The 20570-nt window shown below is 64.5% G+C and carries 20 protein-coding genes; 18 read left to right on the top strand and 2 right to left on the bottom strand.

The window, feature by feature from the left end:
• The first annotated feature begins 52 nt into the window (after nucleotides 1-52).
• Nucleotides 53-1033 (top strand): Bug family tripartite tricarboxylate transporter substrate binding protein, encoded by a 981-nt coding sequence (locus IE116_RS09565; RefSeq protein WP_189611879.1) that lies wholly within the window; start codon nucleotides 53-55, stop codon nucleotides 1031-1033.
• Nucleotides 1034-1090: 57 nt separating this feature from the next.
• Here the strand turns inward: IE116_RS09565 and IE116_RS09560 are convergent, their stop codons facing one another.
• Both IE116_RS09560 and IE116_RS09555 read right to left on the bottom strand, forming a co-directional pair.
• Complete coding sequence (locus IE116_RS09560) at nucleotides 1091-1549, bottom strand: hypothetical protein (RefSeq protein WP_189611877.1); 459 nt, start codon at nucleotides 1547-1549, stop codon at nucleotides 1091-1093.
• Nucleotides 1546-2031 carry a MarR family winged helix-turn-helix transcriptional regulator gene (locus IE116_RS09555; protein WP_189611876.1) on the bottom strand — a complete coding sequence of 162 codons (486 nt, stop codon included), beginning with the start codon at nucleotides 2029-2031 and terminating at the stop codon, nucleotides 1546-1548. The genes IE116_RS09560 and IE116_RS09555 overlap by 4 nt, the downstream gene beginning before the upstream one ends.
• Before the next feature lie 251 nt (nucleotides 2032-2282).
• Between IE116_RS09555 and IE116_RS09550 the strand changes: the two genes are divergently transcribed.
• The 17 genes from IE116_RS09550 (at nucleotide 2283) to IE116_RS09475 (ending at nucleotide 20556) form a co-directional block, all read left to right on the top strand.
• The gene (locus IE116_RS09550; protein WP_189611874.1) at nucleotides 2283-2651 is read left to right on the top strand and encodes an AraC family ligand binding domain-containing protein; all 369 of its coding nucleotides are present in this window, start codon (nucleotides 2283-2285) and stop codon (nucleotides 2649-2651) included.
• Nucleotides 2648-3511, top strand: coding sequence for an HpcH/HpaI aldolase family protein (locus IE116_RS09545; protein WP_189611872.1), 864 nt, complete (start codon nucleotides 2648-2650; stop codon nucleotides 3509-3511). The genes IE116_RS09550 and IE116_RS09545 overlap by 4 nt, the downstream gene beginning before the upstream one ends.
• Complete coding sequence (locus IE116_RS09540) at nucleotides 3508-4455, top strand: DUF6282 family protein (protein ID WP_189611870.1); 948 nt, start codon at nucleotides 3508-3510, stop codon at nucleotides 4453-4455. Before IE116_RS09545 ends, IE116_RS09540 begins: the two co-directional genes overlap by 4 nt.
• A 2-nt stretch (nucleotides 4456-4457) precedes the next feature.
• On the top strand, nucleotides 4458-5333 hold the full coding sequence (locus IE116_RS09535) for an IclR family transcriptional regulator (RefSeq protein ID WP_229828076.1): 876 nt from the start codon (nucleotides 4458-4460) through the stop codon (nucleotides 5331-5333).
• 28 nt (nucleotides 5334-5361) lie between these two features.
• A complete protein-coding gene (locus tag IE116_RS09530) occupies nucleotides 5362-6438 on the top strand; it encodes a beta/alpha barrel domain-containing protein (protein WP_189611868.1) in 1077 nt (358 codons plus the stop codon).
• 150 nt (nucleotides 6439-6588) lie between these two features.
• The gene (locus tag IE116_RS09525; protein WP_189611866.1) at nucleotides 6589-7605 is read left to right on the top strand and encodes a Bug family tripartite tricarboxylate transporter substrate binding protein; all 1017 of its coding nucleotides are present in this window, start codon (nucleotides 6589-6591) and stop codon (nucleotides 7603-7605) included.
• Between the two features lie 101 nt (nucleotides 7606-7706).
• Nucleotides 7707-9224, top strand: a complete 1518-nt coding sequence (locus tag IE116_RS09520) for an amidohydrolase (RefSeq protein ID WP_189611864.1) — start codon at nucleotides 7707-7709, stop codon at nucleotides 9222-9224.
• A gap of 215 nt (nucleotides 9225-9439) precedes the next feature.
• Nucleotides 9440-10120, top strand: a complete 681-nt coding sequence (locus IE116_RS09515; protein WP_189611862.1) for an alpha/beta fold hydrolase — start codon at nucleotides 9440-9442, stop codon at nucleotides 10118-10120.
• Between the two features lie 443 nt (nucleotides 10121-10563).
• The gene (locus IE116_RS09510) at nucleotides 10564-10857 is read left to right on the top strand and encodes a hypothetical protein (RefSeq protein ID WP_189611860.1); all 294 of its coding nucleotides are present in this window, start codon (nucleotides 10564-10566) and stop codon (nucleotides 10855-10857) included.
• 109 nt (nucleotides 10858-10966) lie between these two features.
• A complete protein-coding gene (locus IE116_RS09505; RefSeq protein WP_189611857.1) occupies nucleotides 10967-11344 on the top strand; it encodes a phage holin family protein in 378 nt (125 codons plus the stop codon).
• On the top strand, nucleotides 11310-12068 hold the full coding sequence (locus IE116_RS09500; protein WP_189611855.1) for a hypothetical protein: 759 nt from the start codon (nucleotides 11310-11312) through the stop codon (nucleotides 12066-12068). Before IE116_RS09505 ends, IE116_RS09500 begins: the two co-directional genes overlap by 35 nt.
• Before the next feature lie 166 nt (nucleotides 12069-12234).
• Nucleotides 12235-13440 (top strand): MFS transporter, encoded by a 1206-nt coding sequence (locus IE116_RS09495; RefSeq protein WP_189611853.1) that lies wholly within the window; start codon nucleotides 12235-12237, stop codon nucleotides 13438-13440.
• Nucleotides 13437-13565 carry a hypothetical protein gene (locus IE116_RS26065; protein WP_268249233.1) on the top strand — a complete coding sequence of 43 codons (129 nt, stop codon included), beginning with the start codon at nucleotides 13437-13439 and terminating at the stop codon, nucleotides 13563-13565. The genes IE116_RS09495 and IE116_RS26065 overlap by 4 nt, the downstream gene beginning before the upstream one ends.
• 151 nt (nucleotides 13566-13716) lie before the next feature.
• The gene (locus IE116_RS09490; protein WP_189611851.1) at nucleotides 13717-15672 is read left to right on the top strand and encodes a DNA topoisomerase IV subunit B; all 1956 of its coding nucleotides are present in this window, start codon (nucleotides 13717-13719) and stop codon (nucleotides 15670-15672) included.
• A gap of 2 nt (nucleotides 15673-15674) precedes the next feature.
• A complete protein-coding gene (gene parC, locus IE116_RS09485) occupies nucleotides 15675-17996 on the top strand; it encodes a DNA topoisomerase IV subunit A (protein ID WP_189611849.1) in 2322 nt (773 codons plus the stop codon).
• A 3-nt stretch (nucleotides 17997-17999) separates the two neighbouring features.
• A complete protein-coding gene (locus IE116_RS09480) occupies nucleotides 18000-19097 on the top strand; it encodes an MBL fold metallo-hydrolase (RefSeq protein WP_189611846.1) in 1098 nt (365 codons plus the stop codon).
• A 262-nt stretch (nucleotides 19098-19359) separates the two neighbouring features.
• Nucleotides 19360-20556, top strand: coding sequence for a methyl-accepting chemotaxis protein (locus IE116_RS09475; RefSeq protein ID WP_189611844.1), 1197 nt, complete (start codon nucleotides 19360-19362; stop codon nucleotides 20554-20556).
• Nucleotides 20557-20570 lie beyond the last annotated feature (14 nt).

Raw genomic sequence — 20570 nt, 5'->3', positions numbered from 1 at the left:
GGCGGCGCTACGAACCGCCTCATCCCGAGTATCAGAACGACGAGGAGACGTCATGTTCAAGAAGCACCCTGTTGTAGTGTCGATGTTGGCCGCCCTGTGCATCGTGGGTTCCGCCCAGGCCGCCGACGCGTATCCGACCCGCCCGATCACCCTGATCGTGCCCTTCACCCCCGGTGGCAGCACCGACATCATCGCCCGCGTGATGAGCAAGCAGCTCGGCGCAGCGCTCAACCAGACAATCATCGTCGAAAACAAGCCAGGCGCCGGCGGCATCATCGGCACCCAGGCTGCCAAGGCCGCGGCACCCGATGGCTACACCATCATCATGGGCGCCATCGGCACCTTTGGCGCCAACGCCACCCTGTACCGCAAGCTGCCCTACGACCCGGTCAAGGACTTCGCCCCCTTGTCCCTGGTGGCCGCCGTACCCAACGTGCTCGCCGTCAACCCATCACGCCTGGACGTCAAGAACGTCGACGAACTGGTCAAGGCCGCCAAGGCCAAGCCGAACGGCTATGACTACGCATCGGGCGGCAACGGCAGCGCGGCCCACCTGGCCATGGAGTACTTCAAGCTCAAGGCCGGCATCCAGCTGCAACACGTGCCCTACAAAGGCACCGCGCCTGCGCTGAACGATCTGATCGGCGGCGTCACGTCTGTCGTGTTGACCGGCCTGCCGCCGCTGTACCCGCACATCCAGGGCGGCCGCCTGCGCGCCATTGCCGTGGCCACGCCCAAGCGCCTGCCCCTGCTGCCCGACGTTCCAACCATTGCCGAAACCAAGGGCATGGAAGGCTTCGAAGCCAGCCAGTGGTATGGACTGCTGACCGTGGCCGGTACGCCCAAGCCGATTGTGGATCGCCTGAATCGCGAGATCATCAAGGTGCTGAACAGCCCCGAGACGATCGAGATCTTCAAGAAGGAAGGCCTCGAACCCATGCACAACTCGCCTGAAGAATTTGCGAAGTACATCAAGGACCAGATCGCCCTGTGGCGGCCGGTCATTCAGAAAGCGAACATCATCATCGACTGATCGCTGCTGAAGGTGTTGTGGTCAACCAACCGCGTCCCCGGGACGCGGTTTTTTTATTCACGTGGCGGCGGGTGCCTGGCGTGACGCCAGACGTGCGCTGAGCCTCAACCCATCCCGCATGTTCAAGGCCATAAGCACGATATTGACCGCGCCTGCCACCAGTTCGATTCCCTGGACGACATAAAAGTCCGTTCCGAACTGACCGCTGTTCCCCCTGGCGGCCAGAAAGCATGCCGACGGCAGCAAGACAAGAAAACCGTTCGCGGCAATGATCTTCATGCGGCGGATCTTGACGCCTACCAGGCGGCTGCGCGCGTTGCGGGCCAACGCGAATCCGCTCGCGCCCGTCGCAGCCATGGCCGGAATGAAGAGCCACATCGCGGCAACAATGCCGTTTTTGACGGCCACGACATCGCCGTGCTCCAGGAACAGTTCCGACACCAGCGTCGATCCCCAGAACGTGACGATACAGAGCAGCGCAAACGATCCGACAATCGCATGGAGTTTCGATTTCATGGGGCACCTGGTGAGCCAGAGGAAGCAAGGAGGTGGCGCAGCATCGTATCCAGGGTGGACGTCGCCGACAGGGCGTCCGCTGCATGGATTTCCCTGGTGAGCGCGGCAACGCGCGCGTTCCACAAGGCGTCGGCGCGCGCATAGAGCCGGCTGCCGTCCGGCGTCAGCGCATACAGCGGGGAACGTTGGTGCGCCGGGTTCGGGCGCGCCGCGATCAGCCCGAGTTCAAGCAACAAGTTCAGCTGCTTCTGCGCCCCTTGGCGTGTCACCCCCATCGCATTGCCGATCTGCGGGGCGGTCAGCGGCTCGCCTGCAAGGGCCATGGCGCCCAGCATTTGCCACCGCGCGCTGGTCAACCCCAGCGGTTCGACGAGCTTGTCTCCCCACTGAAGCAATGCTCCGTGCAGCCGGAAGACCGTGAGGGTCAAGCCTGTGAGTGCCGCCACGCCTTCAGCGGTCCTGGATCTGGATGGTTTGTTCATGACAACCAGTTTCCATATTTGACAACAGGTTGTCAATAGCTGCGCGGGATGCGGTCGGGTCGGCCAACCCTGTCGGCGCGCGTTTCTGCCGTATGGCGTGGATGGGTCTTTGGCTCCGCTCAGGGAAACTACGCCCCCTGGCGGCCGTTTCCGCCCATTGACGCTCTGGTTTGTGCTCCGTATCATGTTTCTATCAAAGAAAAGACGTTCTCTTGAAAGAAACGTGATTCAGAACGCCACGGAGGCAAAACATGACGCAGGCTCATCTCTACAACTGGAATTCCCTGCCCAGGGAAACCGTCCGCAAAGGCGTGGAGCGGGTGGGATTTCGGGGTGACGACACGATCTGTGTCATGAACTGGCTCACGCCAGGCATGGACACGAATCCGCACCAGCACGACTTCGAACAGCTGGTGGTGATCGTGCAAGGGCGCGTGCGGTTTCATGTGGGTGACGAGGTCGTCGAGGGTGGGCCGGGCAGCATGATCCGCATCCCGCCGCACGTCATGCACTACGCCGAACCGGTGGGTGACGAAGTAGTGTTGAACCTCGATATCTTTTCGCCGTTGCGCGCGGACTACCAGCATCTGGTCGCGCATCAGGCCCACGAGTTCGTATGACCGCAACCTTCCGGCAGCGGCTGCGTGCTGGCGAAGTCGTCACCGCGTGCTTCATCAAGACACCCGCGTTCCAGCATGTCGAGATCGCGGGCGCAAGCGGGCTCGATGCGGTGGTGCTCGATACCGAGCACGCGTCCTTCGATCCGTCCCAGCTCGACGTGTGCCTGCTGGCTGCACGGGCAGCAGGTACGGCAGGCCTGGTGCGGCTGGCCGATCAACGTCCGGAAACCGCTTTGCACGCATTGGATTTGGGTGCGGCCGGCGTGGTGGTGCCGCACGTCAAGGACGCCGCCACCGCCCGTGCGGTGGTCACCATGTGCCGCTATCGCGGGGGTGATCGGGGGTTCAGCAATTCACCGCGTGCGGGCGGGTACGGCGCCATCGGCATGGCCGACCATGTCGCGGCGTCCGATGACGCCATCAGCGTGATCTGTCAGATCGAAGACGCATCGGCCATTGAGCATGTGGCCGCGATCGCGGCGGTCCCTGGCGTGGATTGCCTGTTCATCGGCCGCGCCGACCTGGCCTTGTCGTTCGGCGTGACGCAACTCGATCACCCGCGTGTCGACGCGGCCATTGCAACGATCATCGAGGCGGGGCAGGCCGCGGGTGTCGCCGTCGGCATCTTCCTGCCGGACGACACGACCGTCGACAGCTACGCCCGGCGCGGCGTGACCTGCTTCGTGATCGGGTCCGACCAGAGCTGGCTGCGAAGCGCGGCCACGCAGCTGGCGGATCGGCAATCGCGCGTGGTGGCCATCCCGGCAAGGCACCTGGCAGACCCGGCCGCCCCTTCCGAACTTCCCATGACTGCAATGATGGACATGGCCTCGTCCGTGACCCTCTGGAGACAACTATGAATGCCGTTCCGAAACCTGTTGCGGGATCGACCGACCGCGAACGCGACGCCACCATCGACCAGCTTGTGAAGGGCGCGATCGACCTGCACTGTCACAGCGGTCCGTCGGTCATGGCGCGCTATCTCGACCACATCGAGGCCATGAAGGAAGCGTCCGAAGCCGGGCTGCGCGCCTTGCTGCTGAAGGACCATTACTACTCGGCCACGCCGGTCACGGCGCTGCTGAACAAGCACTTCAGCGAGCTGGGCGTCTTGATGTTGTCGGGCGTGCCTCTGAACAATGCCGTCGGTGGGCTCAATGTGCACGCGGTCGAACACGGCATCAAGCTGGGTGCGCGCCTGGTGTGGATGCCGACGTTTTCGTCCAAGAACCACATTGATCACCACAAGGCCGACGCGCACTTTACCGACAAGTTTCCGCAGACCAAACGCAAGATGATCGAGCCCGAGCCCCTGACGGTGCTGGATGCGCAAGGCCGGCTCAAGCCCGAGGTCAAGGACATCCTGGACCTGATTGCCGAAGCGGACGTCGTGCTGTCCGGCGGCCATCTGCACATCAGCGAAATGTGGCCGCTGTTCGATGAAGCGCGGGCGCGCGGCGTCAAGCGCATCCTGGTCAACCATCCCACGTACGTGGTGGACGCGACGCTGGACGACATGCGGGAACTGGCGCGGCAGGGCGTGTACATGGAGCACTCCATGTGCATGTGGGTGCCGGGCTCGAAGTTCAAGTTCTATGACCCGGAATTCCTGCAGCAGGTGATCGATGCGGGCACGGTCGATCTGACGATTCTGGGATCGGATCTGGGGCAGGTCGGCAACCCGCGGATCGTCGACGGATTCCGCAGCGTGATCGGCACCTGCCTGGATCTGGGGCACGGCGAGGACGACATCCGTAAAATGACCTCGACCAATGCCGCCACCCTGATGGGACTCGAGGACTGACCGTGACACCACGCACTGACGATACGCTGCCGACCTTGCCGGCCGGCCATCCTGAAGAACCGGCGAAAGCCGGACCGGCACTGCTTGAATCGGTGGCGATCGTCTTCGCATTGCTCGATCAGTTGACGCTCGCGCGGCGGCCGATGGGCGTCACCGAACTGGCTGCGGCGATGGACGAGCCCAAGCCTCGGGTATATCGGCATCTTGCGTCGCTGCGCCAGCTGGGCATCGTCGAACAGGACCCGGCCAGCGAGAAATACCGGCTGGGCGCCAAGCTCGTCGGCTACGGGATTGCCGCCGGTGAACAATTCGACCTGCGGCTGATTGCCGATCCCTACCTGACGCGTTTGCGCGACCAGACCGGGCAGACCGCGCTGCTGTCGGCGGCCACGCACGATTCGGCGCTGGTCATTTCCGCCGTCGATTCGACCCGGCAGGTCTGCATCACCGTCAAGCCGGGCAATCGGGTACCGGCGCATTGCTCGGCGCAAGGGCGCATCGTGCTGGCATGGTGCGACGAACTGACGCAGCGCAAGTTGCTGAAGCGGCAGTTCGAAGCCTTTACCCCGGCATCGATGGTCCACCCGGTGCGCCTGGCCGAACGGCTGCAGAAGATCCGCCGCGATCTGTATGAAGACGCGTGCGGCGAAGTGCTCGAAGGTGTGAACGTACTGGCGGCCCCGATCTTTCGCGGCACCGACAAGGGCGATGAACTGGTCGGCACCATTGGAGTGATCGGCCCATCCAAGGACGTCCCGTCGCCACCCCAGGCCGGCCTGATCGCCCAGGTGCAGGAGGCCGCGGCCGAAGTCAGCGCGCGCCTGAACAGTGGCGCCTACGAACATCTGTTTGCGGCGCTGTCGCGCCATCGCGGTTGACGGCGTCAGCCCGCGGACAAGGAACACCATGACACGATCCAGCACCACAGTCGGCACGCTCCGGCTCAAGAACCCGGTGATCTGCGGGTCAGGCGAACACACCATGACGGGTGACGCCATCTACGCAGCGCTTGCGTCCGGCGCGGGCGCCGTCGTGGCCAAGTCGATCAACGAATCGGCGGCGGCCAAACGCCAGCTCGATCGCACGGACTACCAGCTGCTGGACGGCAAGTGGAACCGCTTGCCCTGGAACTTTGCACCGCCCGCCGATGCGCAGGTCTTCTGTCGCTCCGGTCTCATCCAGCAATCATTTGCCGAGTGGATGGAAACCTTGATCCGCGCCGACCGGCATGCGGCGACGCAGGATGCGTACGTGATCCCCAGCCTGATCCTGAGCGATCTGGCGCAGTGCGCCGCCTACGCAACGGCGATCCAGGAGATGGGCTTTCGTGTGCTTGAAGTCAACATTGGCGCGCCCCATGGTGACGAGGCCGCCAAAGGCGCCATCGTGCTGGAACGGGACGCGGCCCGGATCGAGACCATCGTGTCGACGCTGCGCCGCGCGACCACGCTGCCCCTGTGGATCAAGCTGACGGGACAAAGTGAAGACGTGACCGGTCTTGCCGACGCGGCACGCCGCGGTGGCGCCGATGCCGTCGTGATGATGGGCCGCTTCATGGGCTTTCTGCCTGATCTGGAAACCGAGCGTCCGGTGCTCGACACGTCGGCTGCCTTGGGCGGCGGCTGGGCCTTGCCCTTGACCGCGCGGTGGATCGCCCTGACTCGCCGCCGCCTGGGCAAGGACTTTCCGCTGGTCGCCACCAATGGCGCGCGGTCCGGCCTGGATGTGGCGCGTTTTCTTCTGGCCGGCGCCTGCGCGACCGAGATGACGTCCGCTGTCCTGGCCGGTGGCTACCAGGTGCTGACCGACAGCGTGATGGAACTGGATCGCTACCTGCAGCGGCGCGGCCGCACTGCCGAAGGCCTGCTCGGCGTTGCCGCCGATCGTCTGCAGTCCTATGGCGAGCAACCCGATCGGCCCGGTCACTGGCAAGCGTTCGTGCCTGCTGCTCCCGCCACCGAGCCTTTGGCGGCGCGAACCTGAACGTATTCGCGGCAGTATCGGCAATGCCTGCATTGCCTTGGTATCGGCTGTCGGTACCACCCTTCAAGCACAAGCTGTAAAGCATCACCCAAAAAACCATGCCTTGATCGGCAGGGGCGACCTTTGCCCACGATAACCACGGAGACACCCATGACCTTCGCTTTTTACCTGGATGCGGGCGCCCGGCGCCGCACGCTGCTCGGCCTATGTGCCGCCCTGAGCCTGACCGTTACGGCCTCGCTCCCTTTCACTGCCCACGCGGCCGACGCCTACCCGGTCAAACCGGTGCGCCTGATCGTCCCGTTTGCGCCCGGCGGCGCCGTCGATATCGTGGGTCGCCTGATGGCGCAATCCCTGACCGAAAGCCTGGGCCAGGCCTTTGTCGTCGAGAACCGTCCGGGCGCCGGCGGCCTCCTTGCCATGGAAGAAGTGGCCCGCGCCGCCCCCGACGGCTACACCCTGGCGGTGGGGGGCGCGGGTCCGCTCACCGTCAGCCCGTCGCTGTACCGCGATCGCAAATTCGATCCGATCGCGCGCTTCGACCCGGTCATCTGGTACGCCAGCACGCCCGGGCTGCTGGTAACCAATCCGTCGCTCAAGGCCGACTCGGTCAAGGCACTGGTCGCGCTCTCCGGAACGGTATCGCAGCCTCTGGCCATGGGATCCGCGGGCAGTGGCAGCATCAACCACCTGATGGGCGAGTACTTCCAGCAAGTGGCCGGCGTGCGCTGGATGCACGTTCCCTACCGCGGCAGCGCTCCTGCATTGACCGACCTCATCGCCGGCAACGTGCAGGTCATGATGGACATCGTTCCCACCGCCGCCCCGCTGGTCAAATCCGGCAAGCTGCGCGCCCTGGCGGTGACCACGCCTCAGCGGTCCGCCACCTTGCCCGATGTGCCGACCCTGGCCGAGCTTGGCTACACCGGCTTTGACGTCAGTTCATGGCTGTCGCTCAATGCCCCCAAAGGCACACCACCCGCAATCATTGCGCGTCTCAACCAGGCGTTGAACGATGGACTCAATCAGCCCGACGTGCGCAAACGCATCACCGATATTGGGGCCGAACCTGAAGGCGGCCCCCCCGACCGCGTCGCCGCCCGCCTCAAACTGGACCTGCCACGCTGGAGCCAGCTGATCGACAAGGCAAAGATCGCTGTCGAATGAGGCTGCGGCAAGCGTTGTCACCACTTCGACTTCCACGATAAGCTCAGCCATGCCTCAAGCCTTGGAGGCAACAACGAATGCATTCGTCTATCGGGGAAACTATGAACTATGCCGTGGTGCTACGCCGTGTCGCAACGATTGCGACCGCCGGCTTGCTGTTGGCTCAGCCTGCTTTTGCCGATGCACGCAAAGACGAGGCATTCAAGATCATTGATCGCAACGCCGACACCGTCGCGCAGATCGGCGATGCCGTCTACTCCTTCGCCGAACTCGGCATGCAGGAAGTCAAGAGCACCGAACTGCTCAAAGGGACGCTGGAAGCCGCCGGCTTTTCGGTCGAGATGGGAGGCGCCGGCATGCCGACCAATCTGTGGGCCAAATGGGGAAGCGGCAAGCCGGTAATCGCCATCAGCACGGAAATCGATGCCTTGCCCGAAGGGTCGCAAACCCCGGGGTCCATCGCGCGCAAACCGGTCGTGCCGGGCGCGCCGGGCCATATGGAAGGCCACAACACGCACGCCGGCGTGGCGACAGCAGCCGCCTTCGCCGTCAAGACGATCATGGAGCGTGACAAGCTTCCCGGCACGCTCATCATTTCTTTTGGACCGGCCGAAGAACAACTGATCAGCCGTCCCTTCCTGGTGCGTGCGGGCTACTTCAAGGACGTCGATGCGGCGATGATCCTGCACATTGGCGACAACCTTTCCACCGGTTACGGCCTGCAGAACTATGCAGCGATCAGCGCGAAGTTCACCTTTCATGGCAAGACCGCGCATGGCGCGAACAATCCCTGGGATGGCCGCGATGCGGTCGATGCCGTCCAACTGATGGACCTTGGGTTCGACAAGCTGCGCGAACACATGCGGCCCACCTATCGTGCGCACCGCACGATCACCATGGGTGGCATCCAGCCCAACATCATTGCCGATCTCGGACAGATCTGGTGGTACGTGCGCGATGCCAACGCACCCGCCGCCAAGGAAAACTTCGACAGGCTGGTCAACGTCGGCAAGGGCGCCGCGATGATGACAGGCACGACGATGGACCCCCCTGAATTCGTCGCATCGGCATGGCCCCAGCTCGGCAACAAGGTACTGAGCGAACAAATCCGCAAGAACATGGAGATGGTCGGGCTCCCGACCTGGTCGGCCGAAGAAGTCGCGTTCGCGAAGGAGCTCCAGAAGGCCAACAACAAGCCCGAAGTCGGATTGGCGACTGCCCTGCCGACCGTCGCGGCACGCCCGCAAGGCACGGCGTCCAACGACAACGGCGACGTCACGTGGGTCGTGCCCACGGGCATGATGAACTTCCCGTCAAGCGTGCCGGGCATCGGGTATCACGCCTGGCCAGCTGCGATTACGCCAACCAGTACCATGGCCCACAAAGGCATGGTGACCGGCGCGAAAGTGCTCGCAGCGTCGCTTCTCGACCTCATGACCTCGCCGGCGCTGCTGCAGAACGCGCGCAAGGAGTTTGTCGAGGCCACCAAGGCGTCGCCGTACTTCACGCTGTTGCCCGCCGAGGCCAAGCCCCCTGTCGACATGAACAGGGCAACCATGGACCAGTTCGGGCCTGCGCTGAGCAAGACGTATCTGAGCGTGTCGCCCCGGTTCAAGTGAGGCACGAACGGCTGGCGTGCATCAACATCGCCAGCAAGGCGGTCTTGCGCACTTGAGGTGGCGCGGGCGGGTTCGCGATCGAGTCGGAAGTGCGTCCATCGGGCGTCGCAGAAGCCAGGCAGCTTTCCAAATCGTGTCTGCAGGCGTAGTGTCAGCATGTCCGGACATCGGCGATTTCGCGTGATGGCCAATTCGCCTTGCAGGAGGCCGACGCCATGCAGATCCTCAAGAGACTCCTCATCCCGTTGGCCGCGCTGCTTGCAGGGAACGCCCTTGCGCAGATGCCGCAAGGCGAATACCTGGACGGCAAGGACTCGAAGGTCGCGGTGGTTCTGGCGCATGGCCAGGGTCTTGATGCCGATTCGCATGTCGTCAGCCCACTGCGCAAGGCCATCCACAGCGAGCTTGGGTATCACACCCTGTCTTTGCAGATGCCAACCATCGCGGGCAACCGGTCGCCGGACACCTTCCAGCAGTACGCGTCAACGTTCCCGGACGCGTACACGCGCATCCAGGCCGCCCTGGACTTCCTGAAGAACGAAAAAGGCGTGGAACGCATCTACCTGATGGGCTACAGCATGGGCGCAAGGATGACGTCCGCCTTCCTTGCGAACCATCCGGGGTCCGGGGTTGTGGGATATATCGGTGTCGGGCTCCTGGCCGGTGGCCCGGAGCCGCTCAACACCAACATCAATCTGCGAAAGATCAGGATTCCCGTCCTTGACATCTATGCTGAGAACGACCGGGATGCGCAGTTTGCCGAGAACCGCAAGGCGATGGTGTCTGATCGGTTCGTGCAGGTTCCGATTGCCGGCGCAAGGCACGACTATCGCGGCTACGACCAGCAAGTCGCTCAGGCCGTCACCACCTGGCTCACGAAGCACGAAGCGAAATAACGGTGACCGAGCGAGCCGGTCTGCATGAATGATTGCTTGTTTATTACCTGACGTATCCCTCCTTGCCCGGCTCAGCGCTCGGGCACGACACTTGCGCTTCTTCCCGTGATTTACCAAAGCAACTGGTTGACGATCCATGATCTTCCAACGCGCTGTGTCACTCGTGCTTGTACCTGCGGGTGTCGTCGTGGCCGCCTTTGCGCTGGCCCACTGGGATGCCGGTCGAACCCGCGATGCCGCGACTGACGCCGACGCAAGTCGGCCAGACGGCCGATCGACGGTGACCGTCCGGCCGCCCTTGGCAGTGGGGAAGGACGGGGATCGCCGGGACCGGTCGCACAGCCAGTTGTCCCGGAATCGGGATCGGTCGGATCCTCCGAGGCTGGAGGACTGAGCGCATCCCATTTTTACAAAACCACGAACAACCACGGGAGCTATCTACCATGCTGACCAAGAAAGATGTCGACGCGATCGACGATATCCAGGCAGGCCGTAAACAGGTTGACGAGACCCATCTGGCCGACGCCGCCGAGCCGACGCCGGAAGAGCGTCGCGCCGCGCAGGACGTGGCTGCAGCCGATGACGGCAAGATGCACCTGGGCAAGGAATTCGGAGAAGCGATCGTGGACGCCATATTGCCGGGGGCCGGCAGTCATACCGGTGATCCGACACGGCCAATGACGCCGGTGGCGCCGACGGTCGTGACGCCGATCACGAACGATACCGACAAGAAGTAAGGGCAGGGGGCCGGCCGTCAGGTTGGCGATTTCAAGTGTGTAGTCTGGCGGGTTGGCGTTCGGCCCATCCGTCGCGGGGGAAATTATGGTGTTACGTCAGATTGGCCGTGTGAAGTCGATCGCCCAGTTTGTCGGGGGGCGTGTCGGTCCCTACGGCGAGCTGCTGAAACTGGAGCTGGCTCTGTATCGCCAGTCGTTGATCACCACCATTCTCGGCTATGTCGGGTTGGTGTTGTGCGCGCTGTTTGCCGCCACGTTCATCTCGGTCGCCATTCTGGTCACCTACTGGGACAGTACGTCCCGTACGGCGGTGGCCTGGTACCTGGCCGGTGGCTGGGTGCTGCTCGGGCTGGCGTCCTATCTGGTGGGCCGCATGACCTCGCCCAAGGGTGAGCCTTTCAACGAACTGCTCGAGCAGGTCCGCCTCGACGTAGATGCAATCCGGAGTTCCGATGAGCAAAATCAAGACCGAATCACGAAAAAATGAGCTCCTGCGGGAGATGAACGTCGAACGCACCCGCTTTGTTCGTGCGGGCGTGGTGAGGACGGAACATAGCCATCGGGCGCGCGGTGTCAGCTCGGCCGAAGGCGCCTTGCTCAATGCCTTGTTCTCGGTGGCCACGGGTGGGCGTTTTCCGGCCTTCCTGCGCAAGCCGGTACAGGGGTTTGCGCTGGCCTGGCTCAAGGGGCGTTTCGACAAGATCGTGGCAGGCACCCTGCACCCGGCGCCAGCCAAGCCAAAGGCCGCCCTGTTCGACGAAGGCATGCCGCATACCGACGCGTCGGGTGCCCCGGTGCCGACGCAGGTGCAGTCGGTCAACGACTTGCGCAGGGCGAGCAATGCGCTGAATCTCGCGATCAAGGAAGGCACGACCGAGGAGATCCAGAAGTGCTCCGAGGCCTTGAAGGCGCAGATCGCCATGACCCGTATTGCGCTCGATAACGCCAATGCGGGCATGACCACAGCCCCCGATCGCGCCGTGGGCTGGATGCTGCACGCCGCGAATCGGCAGCCCTGGCTGGCGATCGGCGCAAGCCTGGTGGCGGGCTTTGGCGCGGCTACGGTGTGGTCGCAGCTGAGCCGGTGGCAGAACGCACAGCAGGCCCGCAAGGCCGAGGTGGCTTATCTGGAACTGGAACGCGCACATGCGAAAGTGCTGGAGCAGCAACGCCGCTATCGCGGCAAGCTGCGTCGGCCGATCTATTCGTAAGGCGTCGACGCTGGCTTCGTGACGCGCTTGGGTTGTCATAAGCCCTGGCGTCATGGGTCCCGAACGGCCCCGATCGTTGCACCGTGCTGGTGCTCTGGTCGGGGCCGTTGCGCTATGATCGTCGGCTGCCAGCGCCATCTGGCGCCCGAACTCCGATTACCGTCCCATGCCGCATTCATCCGCTTCCGGCCCGTCCGGTACTTCCTCCACCACGTCCCTTGTCCTGTGTGCCTCGCTCGTGCTGCTGCTGGCGATGGGCGTGCGCGCGACCTTTGGCCTCTTCATGCAGCCGATGGGGCTGGCCCATGGATGGGGGCGCGATGTGTTCTCGCTCGCATTCGCCATCCAGAACCTGATGTGGGGCGTGGCGGCGATCGGGGTCGGCATGGCGGCGGACAAATATGGTGCGGGGCGCACCATCGCATTGTCGGCAGCGCTGTACTTCCTGGGGCTGCTCGGCACGCGGTATGCCGGAAGCGAACTCGCGCTGTACGCCAACGCCGGGGTGTTGATGGGCCTGGGACAGGCCGGTACGACCTTCGCCGTGCTGCTGCCCGTCGTGGGCCGGGCGGTGCCCGCGGCGCAGCGCAGCGCTGCCTTGGGGCTTGTCAGCGCGGGCGGGTCGATGGGGCAGTTCGTGCTGGTGCCTGCGGGGCAGTGGCTGATCGACACGCTGGACTGGACGGGCGCCTTGTGGGTGATGGCCGCGCTGATGCTGCTCGCCATTCCGCTGGCCACCCGGCTGACCGGCCGGCCCGAGGCCTCCGGCTCGGGGCTGTCGCTGGGCGGCGCCATCCGGCAGGCGATCCGCCATCCGTCCTTCCACCTGCTGTTCTGGAGCTACGCGGTATGTGGCTTCCATACCGCCTTTCTGACGCTGCACTTGCCGGCGTATGCCGTCGACAGCGGCTTGAAGGCGTCCGATGGCGCCATGGCGCTGGCCCTGATCGGGCTGTTCAACATCCTGGGGTCCTACGCCGCGGGCCGTCTGGGCGGACGCTTCAGCAAGAAGACGCTGCTGGCCGGCATGTACGGCGTGCGGGCGGCGGCCATTGCCTTGCTGCTGATCTTTCCGCTGAGCCCGCTGCTGCTGGCGGTGTTCTCGTCGGTGATCGGGCTGGTGTGGCTGGGCACGGTGCCCTTGACGGTCGGGCTGGTCGGCCACATCTACGGCATGCGCTATGCGGCAACGCTGAGCGGCATCGTGTTCCTGGGCCACCAGATCGGCAGTTTCGTCGGGGTGTGGCTGGGCGGCAAACTGTATGTCGTCACCGGCAGTTATGATGTCGTCTGGTGGATGGCGCTCGGGCTGGGTGTCATGGCTGCAGCGCTGTCCCTGCCCATCCGCGAACGCCCCCTGGCGGCCGCATGAGCATGGGGCGCATCCTTGCCTGGACGCTGCTGGCCGTTGTGCTGGCCCTGGCGTTCGCCGGCTATCAGCGCGCCGGACTCGTCATGAACTGGGAAACCCTGATGGCCCTGTGCGGGGTCCGGTAGTTCTGTGACAGATCCCGGCGCCAAGACTGATTTGTCAAGCCGAATGTGCGCCAAACGGGCTGCCTAAAAACTGGGCGTCCCAGCAAGAGCCGCGTAAACAGGCGCTTCATCCTTAAAATAAACCGTATTTTCCACAGTAGCTGGGGATAACTTGGCGACTCGCTATAACGAAGCTTCAATCCGGGTGCTGAAGGGTCTCGAACCCGTCAAGCAGCGTCCGGGGATGTACACCCGAACCGAAAATCCCCTGCACATCGTGCAGGAGGTGATCGACAACTCTGCCGACGAAGCCCTGGGGGGCAACGGCAAACATATTCAGGTCACGGTCCACACCGATGGCAGCGTCACCGTCGAGGACGACGGCCGCGGCATTCCGGTCGGCATGCACCCCGACGAGGGCGCGCCGGTGGTCGAGATCGTGTTCACGCGCCTGCATGCCGGGGGCAAGTTCGACAAGGCAGCGGGGGGCGCATACGCGTTCTCGGGCGGCCTGCACGGCGTTGGCGTGTCCGTCACCAACGCGCTGTCCACCCGGCTTGAAGTGCTGGTGTGGCGCGACGGTGGCGCGCACCAGCTGGTGTTCAGCGGTGGCGACGTCATCGAACCGCTCGCCAAGATACCCGACACCCGCAAGAAGACCGGCACGCGGGTGCGCTGCTGGCCCGATCCCAAGTATTTCGACAGCGCGGCCATTCCGATGGGCGAGCTGTCACGCCTGCTGCGCAGCAAGGCGGTGCTGCTGCCCGGCGTCAAGGTCACGCTCAAGATCGAAAAGACGGGCGAGTCGCAGACCTGGCTGTACGAGCAGGGCCTGCGCGGCTACCTGACCGAAACGCTGGGCGGCGCCGAGCTGCTGATCCCCTTGTTCGAAGGCCAGCAGTACGCCAACCGCGATCATGAAACCTTTGCCGAAGGCGAGGGCGCCCAATGGGTGGTGGCCTGGTCCGAAGACGGCAACGTGGTGCGCGAGTCCTACGTGAACCTGATCCCGACATCGGCCGGCGGCACGCATGAAGCCGGCTTGCGCGAAGGCCTGTTCACGGCGGTCAAGAGCTTTGTCGAACTGCATAACCTGAGTCCCAAGGGCGTCAAGCTGCTGCCTGAAGACGTGTTCGCGCGCGCCAGTTTCGTGCTGTCCGCCAAGGTGCTGGATCCGCAATTCCAGGGGCAGATCAAGGAACGTTTGAACAGCCGCGACGCCGTGCGTCTGGTGGCGGGCTTCTGCCGTCCGTCGCTCGAGCTGTGGCTGAACTCGCATGTCGATTACGGCAAGAAGCTGGCCGAACTGGTGATCCGCCAGGCGCAGACGCGCGTCAAGTCGGCGCAGAAGGTGGAAAAGCGCAAGAGCTCGGGCGTGGCCGTTCTGCCGGGCAAATTGACCGACTGCGAAAGCAGCGACGTCAGCCGCACCGAAGTCTTCCTGGTCGAGGGCGACTCCGCGGGCGGGTCGGCCAAGATGGGCCGCGACAAGGAATTCCAGGCCATCCTGCCCTTGCGCGGCAAGGTGCTCAATGCCTGGGAAGTGGACCGCGATCGCCTGTTCGCCAACAATGAAATCCACGACATCGCGGTGGCGATCGGCGTTGATCCGCATGGCGTCAATGACGATCCCGATGTGTCGGGCCTGCGGTACGGCCGCATCTGCATCCTGTCGGATGCCGACGTGGACGGCTCGCACATCCAGGTGCTGCTGCTGACGCTGTTCTTCCGTCACTTTCCCAAGCTGGTCGAACGCGGCAATGTGTACATCGCGCGGCCGCCGCTGTTTCGCGTGGACGTGCCGGCGGCGGGCAAGCGCCCCGCGCGCAAGATCTATTGCCTGGACGCCGGCGAACTGACGGCGACCGAAGACAAGCTGCGCAAGGAAGGCGTGCGTGAAAACGCCTGGAGCATCAGCCGCTTCAAGGGCCTGGGCGAAATGAATCCCGAACAGCTGTGGGAGACCACCATGAACCCCGACACGCGGCGCCTGTTGCCGGTCAGTGTCGGTTCATCGGGCATGGCGGCCACGATCCAGATGTTCGATATGTTGATGGGCAAGACCGAAGCCGCGCAGCGCCGCTCCTGGCTGGAAGAAAAAGGCGATCTGGCCGAAGTGGATATTTAAGAATGACGGACATTCAGTTACCCCTGATCCCGACCCCGGGCGAACCCGAGGTGCCGGGCGGAGAACATATTTCCCTGGCGCTGTATGCCGAGCAGGCCTACCTGGACTACGCCGTATCGGTGGTCAAAGGACGCGCCTTGCCCGACGTCAGCGACGGCCAGAAGCCCGTGCAGCGGCGCATTCTGTACGCCATGGACGCCATGGGCCTCGGCCCCACGGCCAAGCCCGTCAAGTCCGCCCGCGTGGTGGGCGACGTGCTGGGCAAGTACCACCCGCATGGCGACCAGGCCGCGTATGACGCCATGGTCCGCATGGCGCAGGGCTTTTCGCTGCGCTATCCGCTGATCGATGGCCAGGGCAACTTCGGCTCGCGCGACGGCGACGGCGCGGCGGCCATGCGATACACCGAAGCGCGGCTGACGCCGATCGCGCGCCTGCTGCTGGACGAGCTGGACGAAGGCACGGTCGACTTCATCCCGAATTACGACGGCTCCTACCAGGAACCGAAGAACCTGCCGGCGCGCCTGCCCATGGTGCTGCTCAATGGCGCCTCGGGTATCGCGGTGGGCATGGCGACCGAAGTGCCTTCGCACAATCTGCGTGAAGTCGCGGCGGCCGCGGTGGCGTTGCTGAAAGATCCCAAGCTGTCCGACGAGGCCCTGTACACGCTGCTGCCGGGTCCTGACTTTCCGGGCGGCGGGCAGATCATCACGCCGGCTGCCGACATTGCGCAGATCTTCCGCACGGGCCGCGGCTCGCTCAAGGTCCGTGCACGCTGGACCTTCGAAGAGATGGCGCGCGGCCAGTGGCAATTGGTCGTGACCGAACTGCCGCCGTCCACGTCGGGCCAGAAGGTATTGGAAGAGATCGAAGAACTCACCAATCCCAAGATCAAGGCTGGCAAGAAAACGCTGAGTCCCGAACAGCAGCAGACCAAGGCCACGATGCTGGGTCTGCTCGACGCCGTGCGCGACGAGTCGGGCAAGGAAGCGTCGGTCCGGCTGGTGTTCGAGCCCAAGACGTCCAAGGTGGATCGCGACGACTTCGTCAACACGCTGCTGGCCAATACGTCGATGGAAAGCGGTTCGTCGGTCAACCTGGTCATGGTCGGATCCGACGGGCGCCCGCGCCAGAAGGCGATGCGCGAGATCCTGACCGAGTGGCTGGCGTTCCGCACGCACACGGTGACGCGGCGCACGCGCCATCGCCTCGAGAAGGTGAAGGACCGTATCCATGTGCTGGAAGGGCGCATGGTCGTCTACCTGAACGTGGACGAAGTGATTCGCACCATTCGCGAATCCGATGAACCGCGTCCCGCACTGATGGCGGCGTTCTCGCTGTCGGAGCGCCAGGCCGAAGACATCCTGGAGATGCGGCTGCGTCAGCTTGCGCGCCTGGAAGGCTTCAAGATCGAGCAGGAACTCAAGACGCTCAAGACCGACCAGGTCAAGCTCGAAGACCTGCTCGAAAATGCCGGCGCCATGAAGCGCCTGATCGTCAAGGAAATCGAAGCCGACGCGAAGCAGTACGGCGATGATCGACGCACGTTGATCGAGGCCGCCGAACGCGCGTCGGTCGAAGCGCGGGTGGTGGATGAACCCGTCACGGTGATCGTGTCGCAGAAGGGCTGGTTGCGGTCGCGTCAGGGGCATGGACACGATTCCAGCCTGTATACCTTCAAGGCAGGCGATGCGCTGTATGGCGCCTTCGAATGCCGCACCACCGATTCGCTGATCGCGATTTCCAGCAGTGGCCGCGTGTACTCGGTGCCGGTGCTGGGATTGCCGTCGGCACGGGGCGATGGCGTGCCGGTCACCACCATGATCGATCTGGAATCGGGGTCACGCATCCTGCACATGATCGCTTCCGCGCCGTCCAGTCGCTGGCTGCTGGCCACCCGCAACGGTATGGGCTTCATGACGCGTCTGTCCGACATGGCGACCCGCCAGCGTGGGGGCAAGCAGTTCATGACGCTCGACGAAGGCGACGAGCCGCAGCGTCCGGTGCCGGTGTTCGACGGCGCGACCCACGTCGCGCTGTTGACGGCCAAGGAACGCTTCCTGGTCTTTGGCCTGGAAGAGGTCAAGGTGTTGTCGTCAGGCGGCCGGGGCACGACCCTGATGGACCTGGATGCCAAGGATCCGCTGGCGCAGGTGGTGCCGATCGGCCCTGCCGGCCTGCGTATCGCCGGCATCTACCGCAACAAGCCGTTCGAAGAAATCATCAATGGAGCTGCCTTGGCGATCTATATCGGTAAACGTGCCCGCAAGGGCAAGGCACTGTCGGGCCGCGCAAAGCAACCCGTCTTGTCGCCGGTGCTGTAAGCCATGGCCTCTTTGCGGCGGTGGGTGGTGGGCGCGGCGATCCTTGCGATCGCCGGCTGTGCCCGTGTCAATCCGTACTACGACGCGAACCTTGCGCATCACACGCCGTCGGGCTTCAAGAACAACTACCCCCACCGCACGCCTGGCTCCACGGACCTGTGGCGCTGGCGCTTCGATCAATGGCGGGACAATCTGCCGGCCGAACCCAATGACCCCGCGTCATTGGCCACCGTGCCGGCCGATCCTTCCTGGATACGGCAGGCGTCCGACGACGTGCGCCTGACCTGGGTGGGCCATTCGACGTTGCTGGTGCAGCTCGGGCGGTTCAATCTGCTGACCGATCCGCAGTTTTCGGAGCGCGCGTCGCCGGTGTCGTTTGCCGGTCCCAGGCGCTTCCAGCTGCCCGGCGTGGCGCTGGCCGATCTGCCGCACATCGACGCGGTCGTCATCTCGCACAGCCACTACGACCACCTGGACCTGCCATCGGTACGCGCGCTGGCAATGCAGCCCGGCGGGCCGCCCGTGTTCATGGTGCCGCTGGGCATCGACCTCTGGTTCCGCGACAACGTGCCGGGCGCAAGCGACGTGCGGCCGCTGGACTGGTGGGGCAAGACGACGGTGGGCGACAAGACGCTGACGCTGCTGCCCGTGCAGCACTGGGCCGCACGAACCCTGTCCGATCGCAACCAGACGCTGTGGGGCGCGTGGTCGGTCGATAGCGCGGCGCCCAAATTTCGTTTCCTGTTCGGCGGCGACTTCGGGTATTCACGAGACTTGGCCGACATCGGCCAGCGCGAAGCGCCGTTCGATCTGGCCGCGATCCCGGTCGGCGCCTACGCGCCGCGCTGGTTCATGACGCCGCAGCACGTCAACCCGGCCGAGGCCGTGCAAGCGCACCGCGACGTGCGTGCGCGGTCCTCCGTCGCCATTCACTGGGGTACCTTCAGCCTGACCGACGAGCCACTCGACCAGCCGCCCAAGGACCTTGCCCTGGCGCGAGAGGCGGCGGGGATGCCGGCAGAGGAGTTCTTCGTGATGAAGCACGGCGAGTCGCGCGTGTGGAAGGACGGCAAGTGGATGGTGCGCGCGCCCGGGTCGTGATCGGGCCGGCGGCATCGAAGGAACCCATCCGCGGATGGGTTTTTTTTCGTCTTGAAGGCGGCCATGCGCGCGGCGCCGAGCCTTCGTCTGGACCGGCGTGGTTGGGTACGAAGCGGCGCGGGCCAGCGTTTGGATCTGCGTAAAAGTACGACCTGTCAGTACTGTCAGGTCATCAGGGGAATGCCTCAAGAAGAGGTCGGTGCCACCGTTAGGGCTTGCAATCGCCCGCCGCACAGGGCGCCACGCTTTGCTTGCCTTCGTTATGTACGCGTCCCTTTCCTCGAACCGTTCGTCCCTTCCACGCTGGCCTGTCCATCCGGCCGCATGGGTGCTCGTGCTGGCACTGGCCGCAACGCTCGTCGCGCTTGCCCTGCCGCAGGTACCGCGTGCCTGGTCCGTCATTGGTACGTTGATCGCCCTGAGTGCGGCGGGGGTATGGCTGTGGATGCCGCTTGCCGCGCCGTCCGGAATGCCGATTGATGTCGCACCGGCCCTGGTCCCGACAGACGGCGCGCCCCGCCTCGATCCCCACCTGGACGTCCATCTGGCGCGCGATGCGGCGCATGCCGCCAGCAGCCGGCTCGCGCCGGTGTGGGCAGACCTGATCGAAACCGCGCGCGCCGAAACCGAGGCGTCGATCATCGACCTGACCACGCGGTTTGGCAACATCGTGTCCGGCTTGGACCGGGCGATTGCGTCGGCTGACGCGTCGGGCCGTGCCGCCGCGGTCGACCTTGTGGAGCGTCATGGCCGGGAGCAATCGGCAAGCCTGGTTGACGAACTGCGTGTCAGTTGTACGCGAGAGCGCGCCATGCGCGACGAAGTCGAAGCGCTCTACGTGCCCATCGAGCAATTGCGCCAGGGGGCCGATGCCGTCCACGCGGTGGCCAAACGTGCCACGTTGCTGTCCTTGAACGCCGCCATCGAGGCCGCCCGGGCAGGCGACAGCGGCGCCGGGTTTGCGGTCGTCGCCGCCGAAATGCAGCGCCTGTCGATGGCATCGGGCGAACTCGGCCAGGACATGGCGCGTCGGTCTGCCGATGCCATCTTCGCGATGTCAGCGGCCGTGCAGGCCGTGCGTGAGTCGGTCGACCAGACCGAAAACACCGTGCGCAGCGCAGAAGAGCGTGTAGCGCGTGTGCTCGACGATCACGCAAGCCTGGCCCGGCGCATTGCCCAGTCCGGCGCGGCCCTGTCGGCATCGGCGACCGATGTCAATGCGTCCGTTGCCGACGCCATCGTGGCGCTGCAGTTCCAGGATCGCACCAGTCAGATCCTGACGCACGTACGGGACAGCATCCGCCGCGCGCCCGACTCCGTCTTCGCGCGCCAGGGCGAGATCGATGCCGCTCCGGAACTCGACGCCTTGGCCCGCACCTATGCCACGCAGGAAGAACGCGTCGTGCACCAGGGCGGGGTGGCAGCGCTGCCGGCATCGCAGGACATCACCTTTTTCTAGCCCTCGTCACCGAA

Source organism: Pigmentiphaga litoralis, assembly GCF_014651835.1.
Classification (GTDB): domain Bacteria; phylum Pseudomonadota; class Gammaproteobacteria; order Burkholderiales; family Burkholderiaceae_B; genus Pigmentiphaga; species Pigmentiphaga litoralis.
Note: the sequence above shows the minus strand (reverse complement) of the source record. Positions and strands in the feature narration are given on the sequence as shown.

What these genes read in the sequence shown, in the direction of transcription:
- IE116_RS09565 (WP_189611879.1), top strand. Translation starts at nt 53, where the DNA reads ATGTTCAAGAAGCACCCTGTTGTAGTGTCGATGTTGGCCGCCCTGTGC.
- IE116_RS09560 (WP_189611877.1), bottom strand. Translation starts at nt 1,549, where the DNA reads ATGAAATCGAAACTCCATGCGATTGTCGGATCGTTTGCGCTGCTCTGT.
- IE116_RS09555 (WP_189611876.1), bottom strand. Translation starts at nt 2,031, where the DNA reads ATGAACAAACCATCCAGATCCAGGACCGCTGAAGGCGTGGCGGCACTC.
- IE116_RS09550 (WP_189611874.1), top strand. Translation starts at nt 2,283, where the DNA reads ATGACGCAGGCTCATCTCTACAACTGGAATTCCCTGCCCAGGGAAACC.
- IE116_RS09545 (WP_189611872.1), top strand. Translation starts at nt 2,648, where the DNA reads ATGACCGCAACCTTCCGGCAGCGGCTGCGTGCTGGCGAAGTCGTCACC.
- IE116_RS09540 (WP_189611870.1), top strand. Translation starts at nt 3,508, where the DNA reads ATGAATGCCGTTCCGAAACCTGTTGCGGGATCGACCGACCGCGAACGC.
- IE116_RS09530 (WP_189611868.1), top strand. Translation starts at nt 5,362, where the DNA reads ATGACACGATCCAGCACCACAGTCGGCACGCTCCGGCTCAAGAACCCG.
- IE116_RS09525 (WP_189611866.1), top strand. Translation starts at nt 6,589, where the DNA reads ATGACCTTCGCTTTTTACCTGGATGCGGGCGCCCGGCGCCGCACGCTG.
- IE116_RS09520 (WP_189611864.1), top strand. Translation starts at nt 7,707, where the DNA reads ATGAACTATGCCGTGGTGCTACGCCGTGTCGCAACGATTGCGACCGCC.
- IE116_RS09515 (WP_189611862.1), top strand. Translation starts at nt 9,440, where the DNA reads ATGCAGATCCTCAAGAGACTCCTCATCCCGTTGGCCGCGCTGCTTGCA.
- IE116_RS09510 (WP_189611860.1), top strand. Translation starts at nt 10,564, where the DNA reads ATGCTGACCAAGAAAGATGTCGACGCGATCGACGATATCCAGGCAGGC.
- IE116_RS09500 (WP_189611855.1), top strand. Translation starts at nt 11,310, where the DNA reads ATGAGCAAAATCAAGACCGAATCACGAAAAAATGAGCTCCTGCGGGAG.
- IE116_RS09495 (WP_189611853.1), top strand. Translation starts at nt 12,235, where the DNA reads ATGCCGCATTCATCCGCTTCCGGCCCGTCCGGTACTTCCTCCACCACG.
- IE116_RS26065 (WP_268249233.1), top strand. Translation starts at nt 13,437, where the DNA reads ATGAGCATGGGGCGCATCCTTGCCTGGACGCTGCTGGCCGTTGTGCTG.
- parC (WP_189611849.1), top strand. Translation starts at nt 15,675, where the DNA reads ATGACGGACATTCAGTTACCCCTGATCCCGACCCCGGGCGAACCCGAG.
- IE116_RS09480 (WP_189611846.1), top strand. Translation starts at nt 18,000, where the DNA reads ATGGCCTCTTTGCGGCGGTGGGTGGTGGGCGCGGCGATCCTTGCGATC.
- IE116_RS09475 (WP_189611844.1), top strand. Translation starts at nt 19,360, where the DNA reads ATGTACGCGTCCCTTTCCTCGAACCGTTCGTCCCTTCCACGCTGGCCT.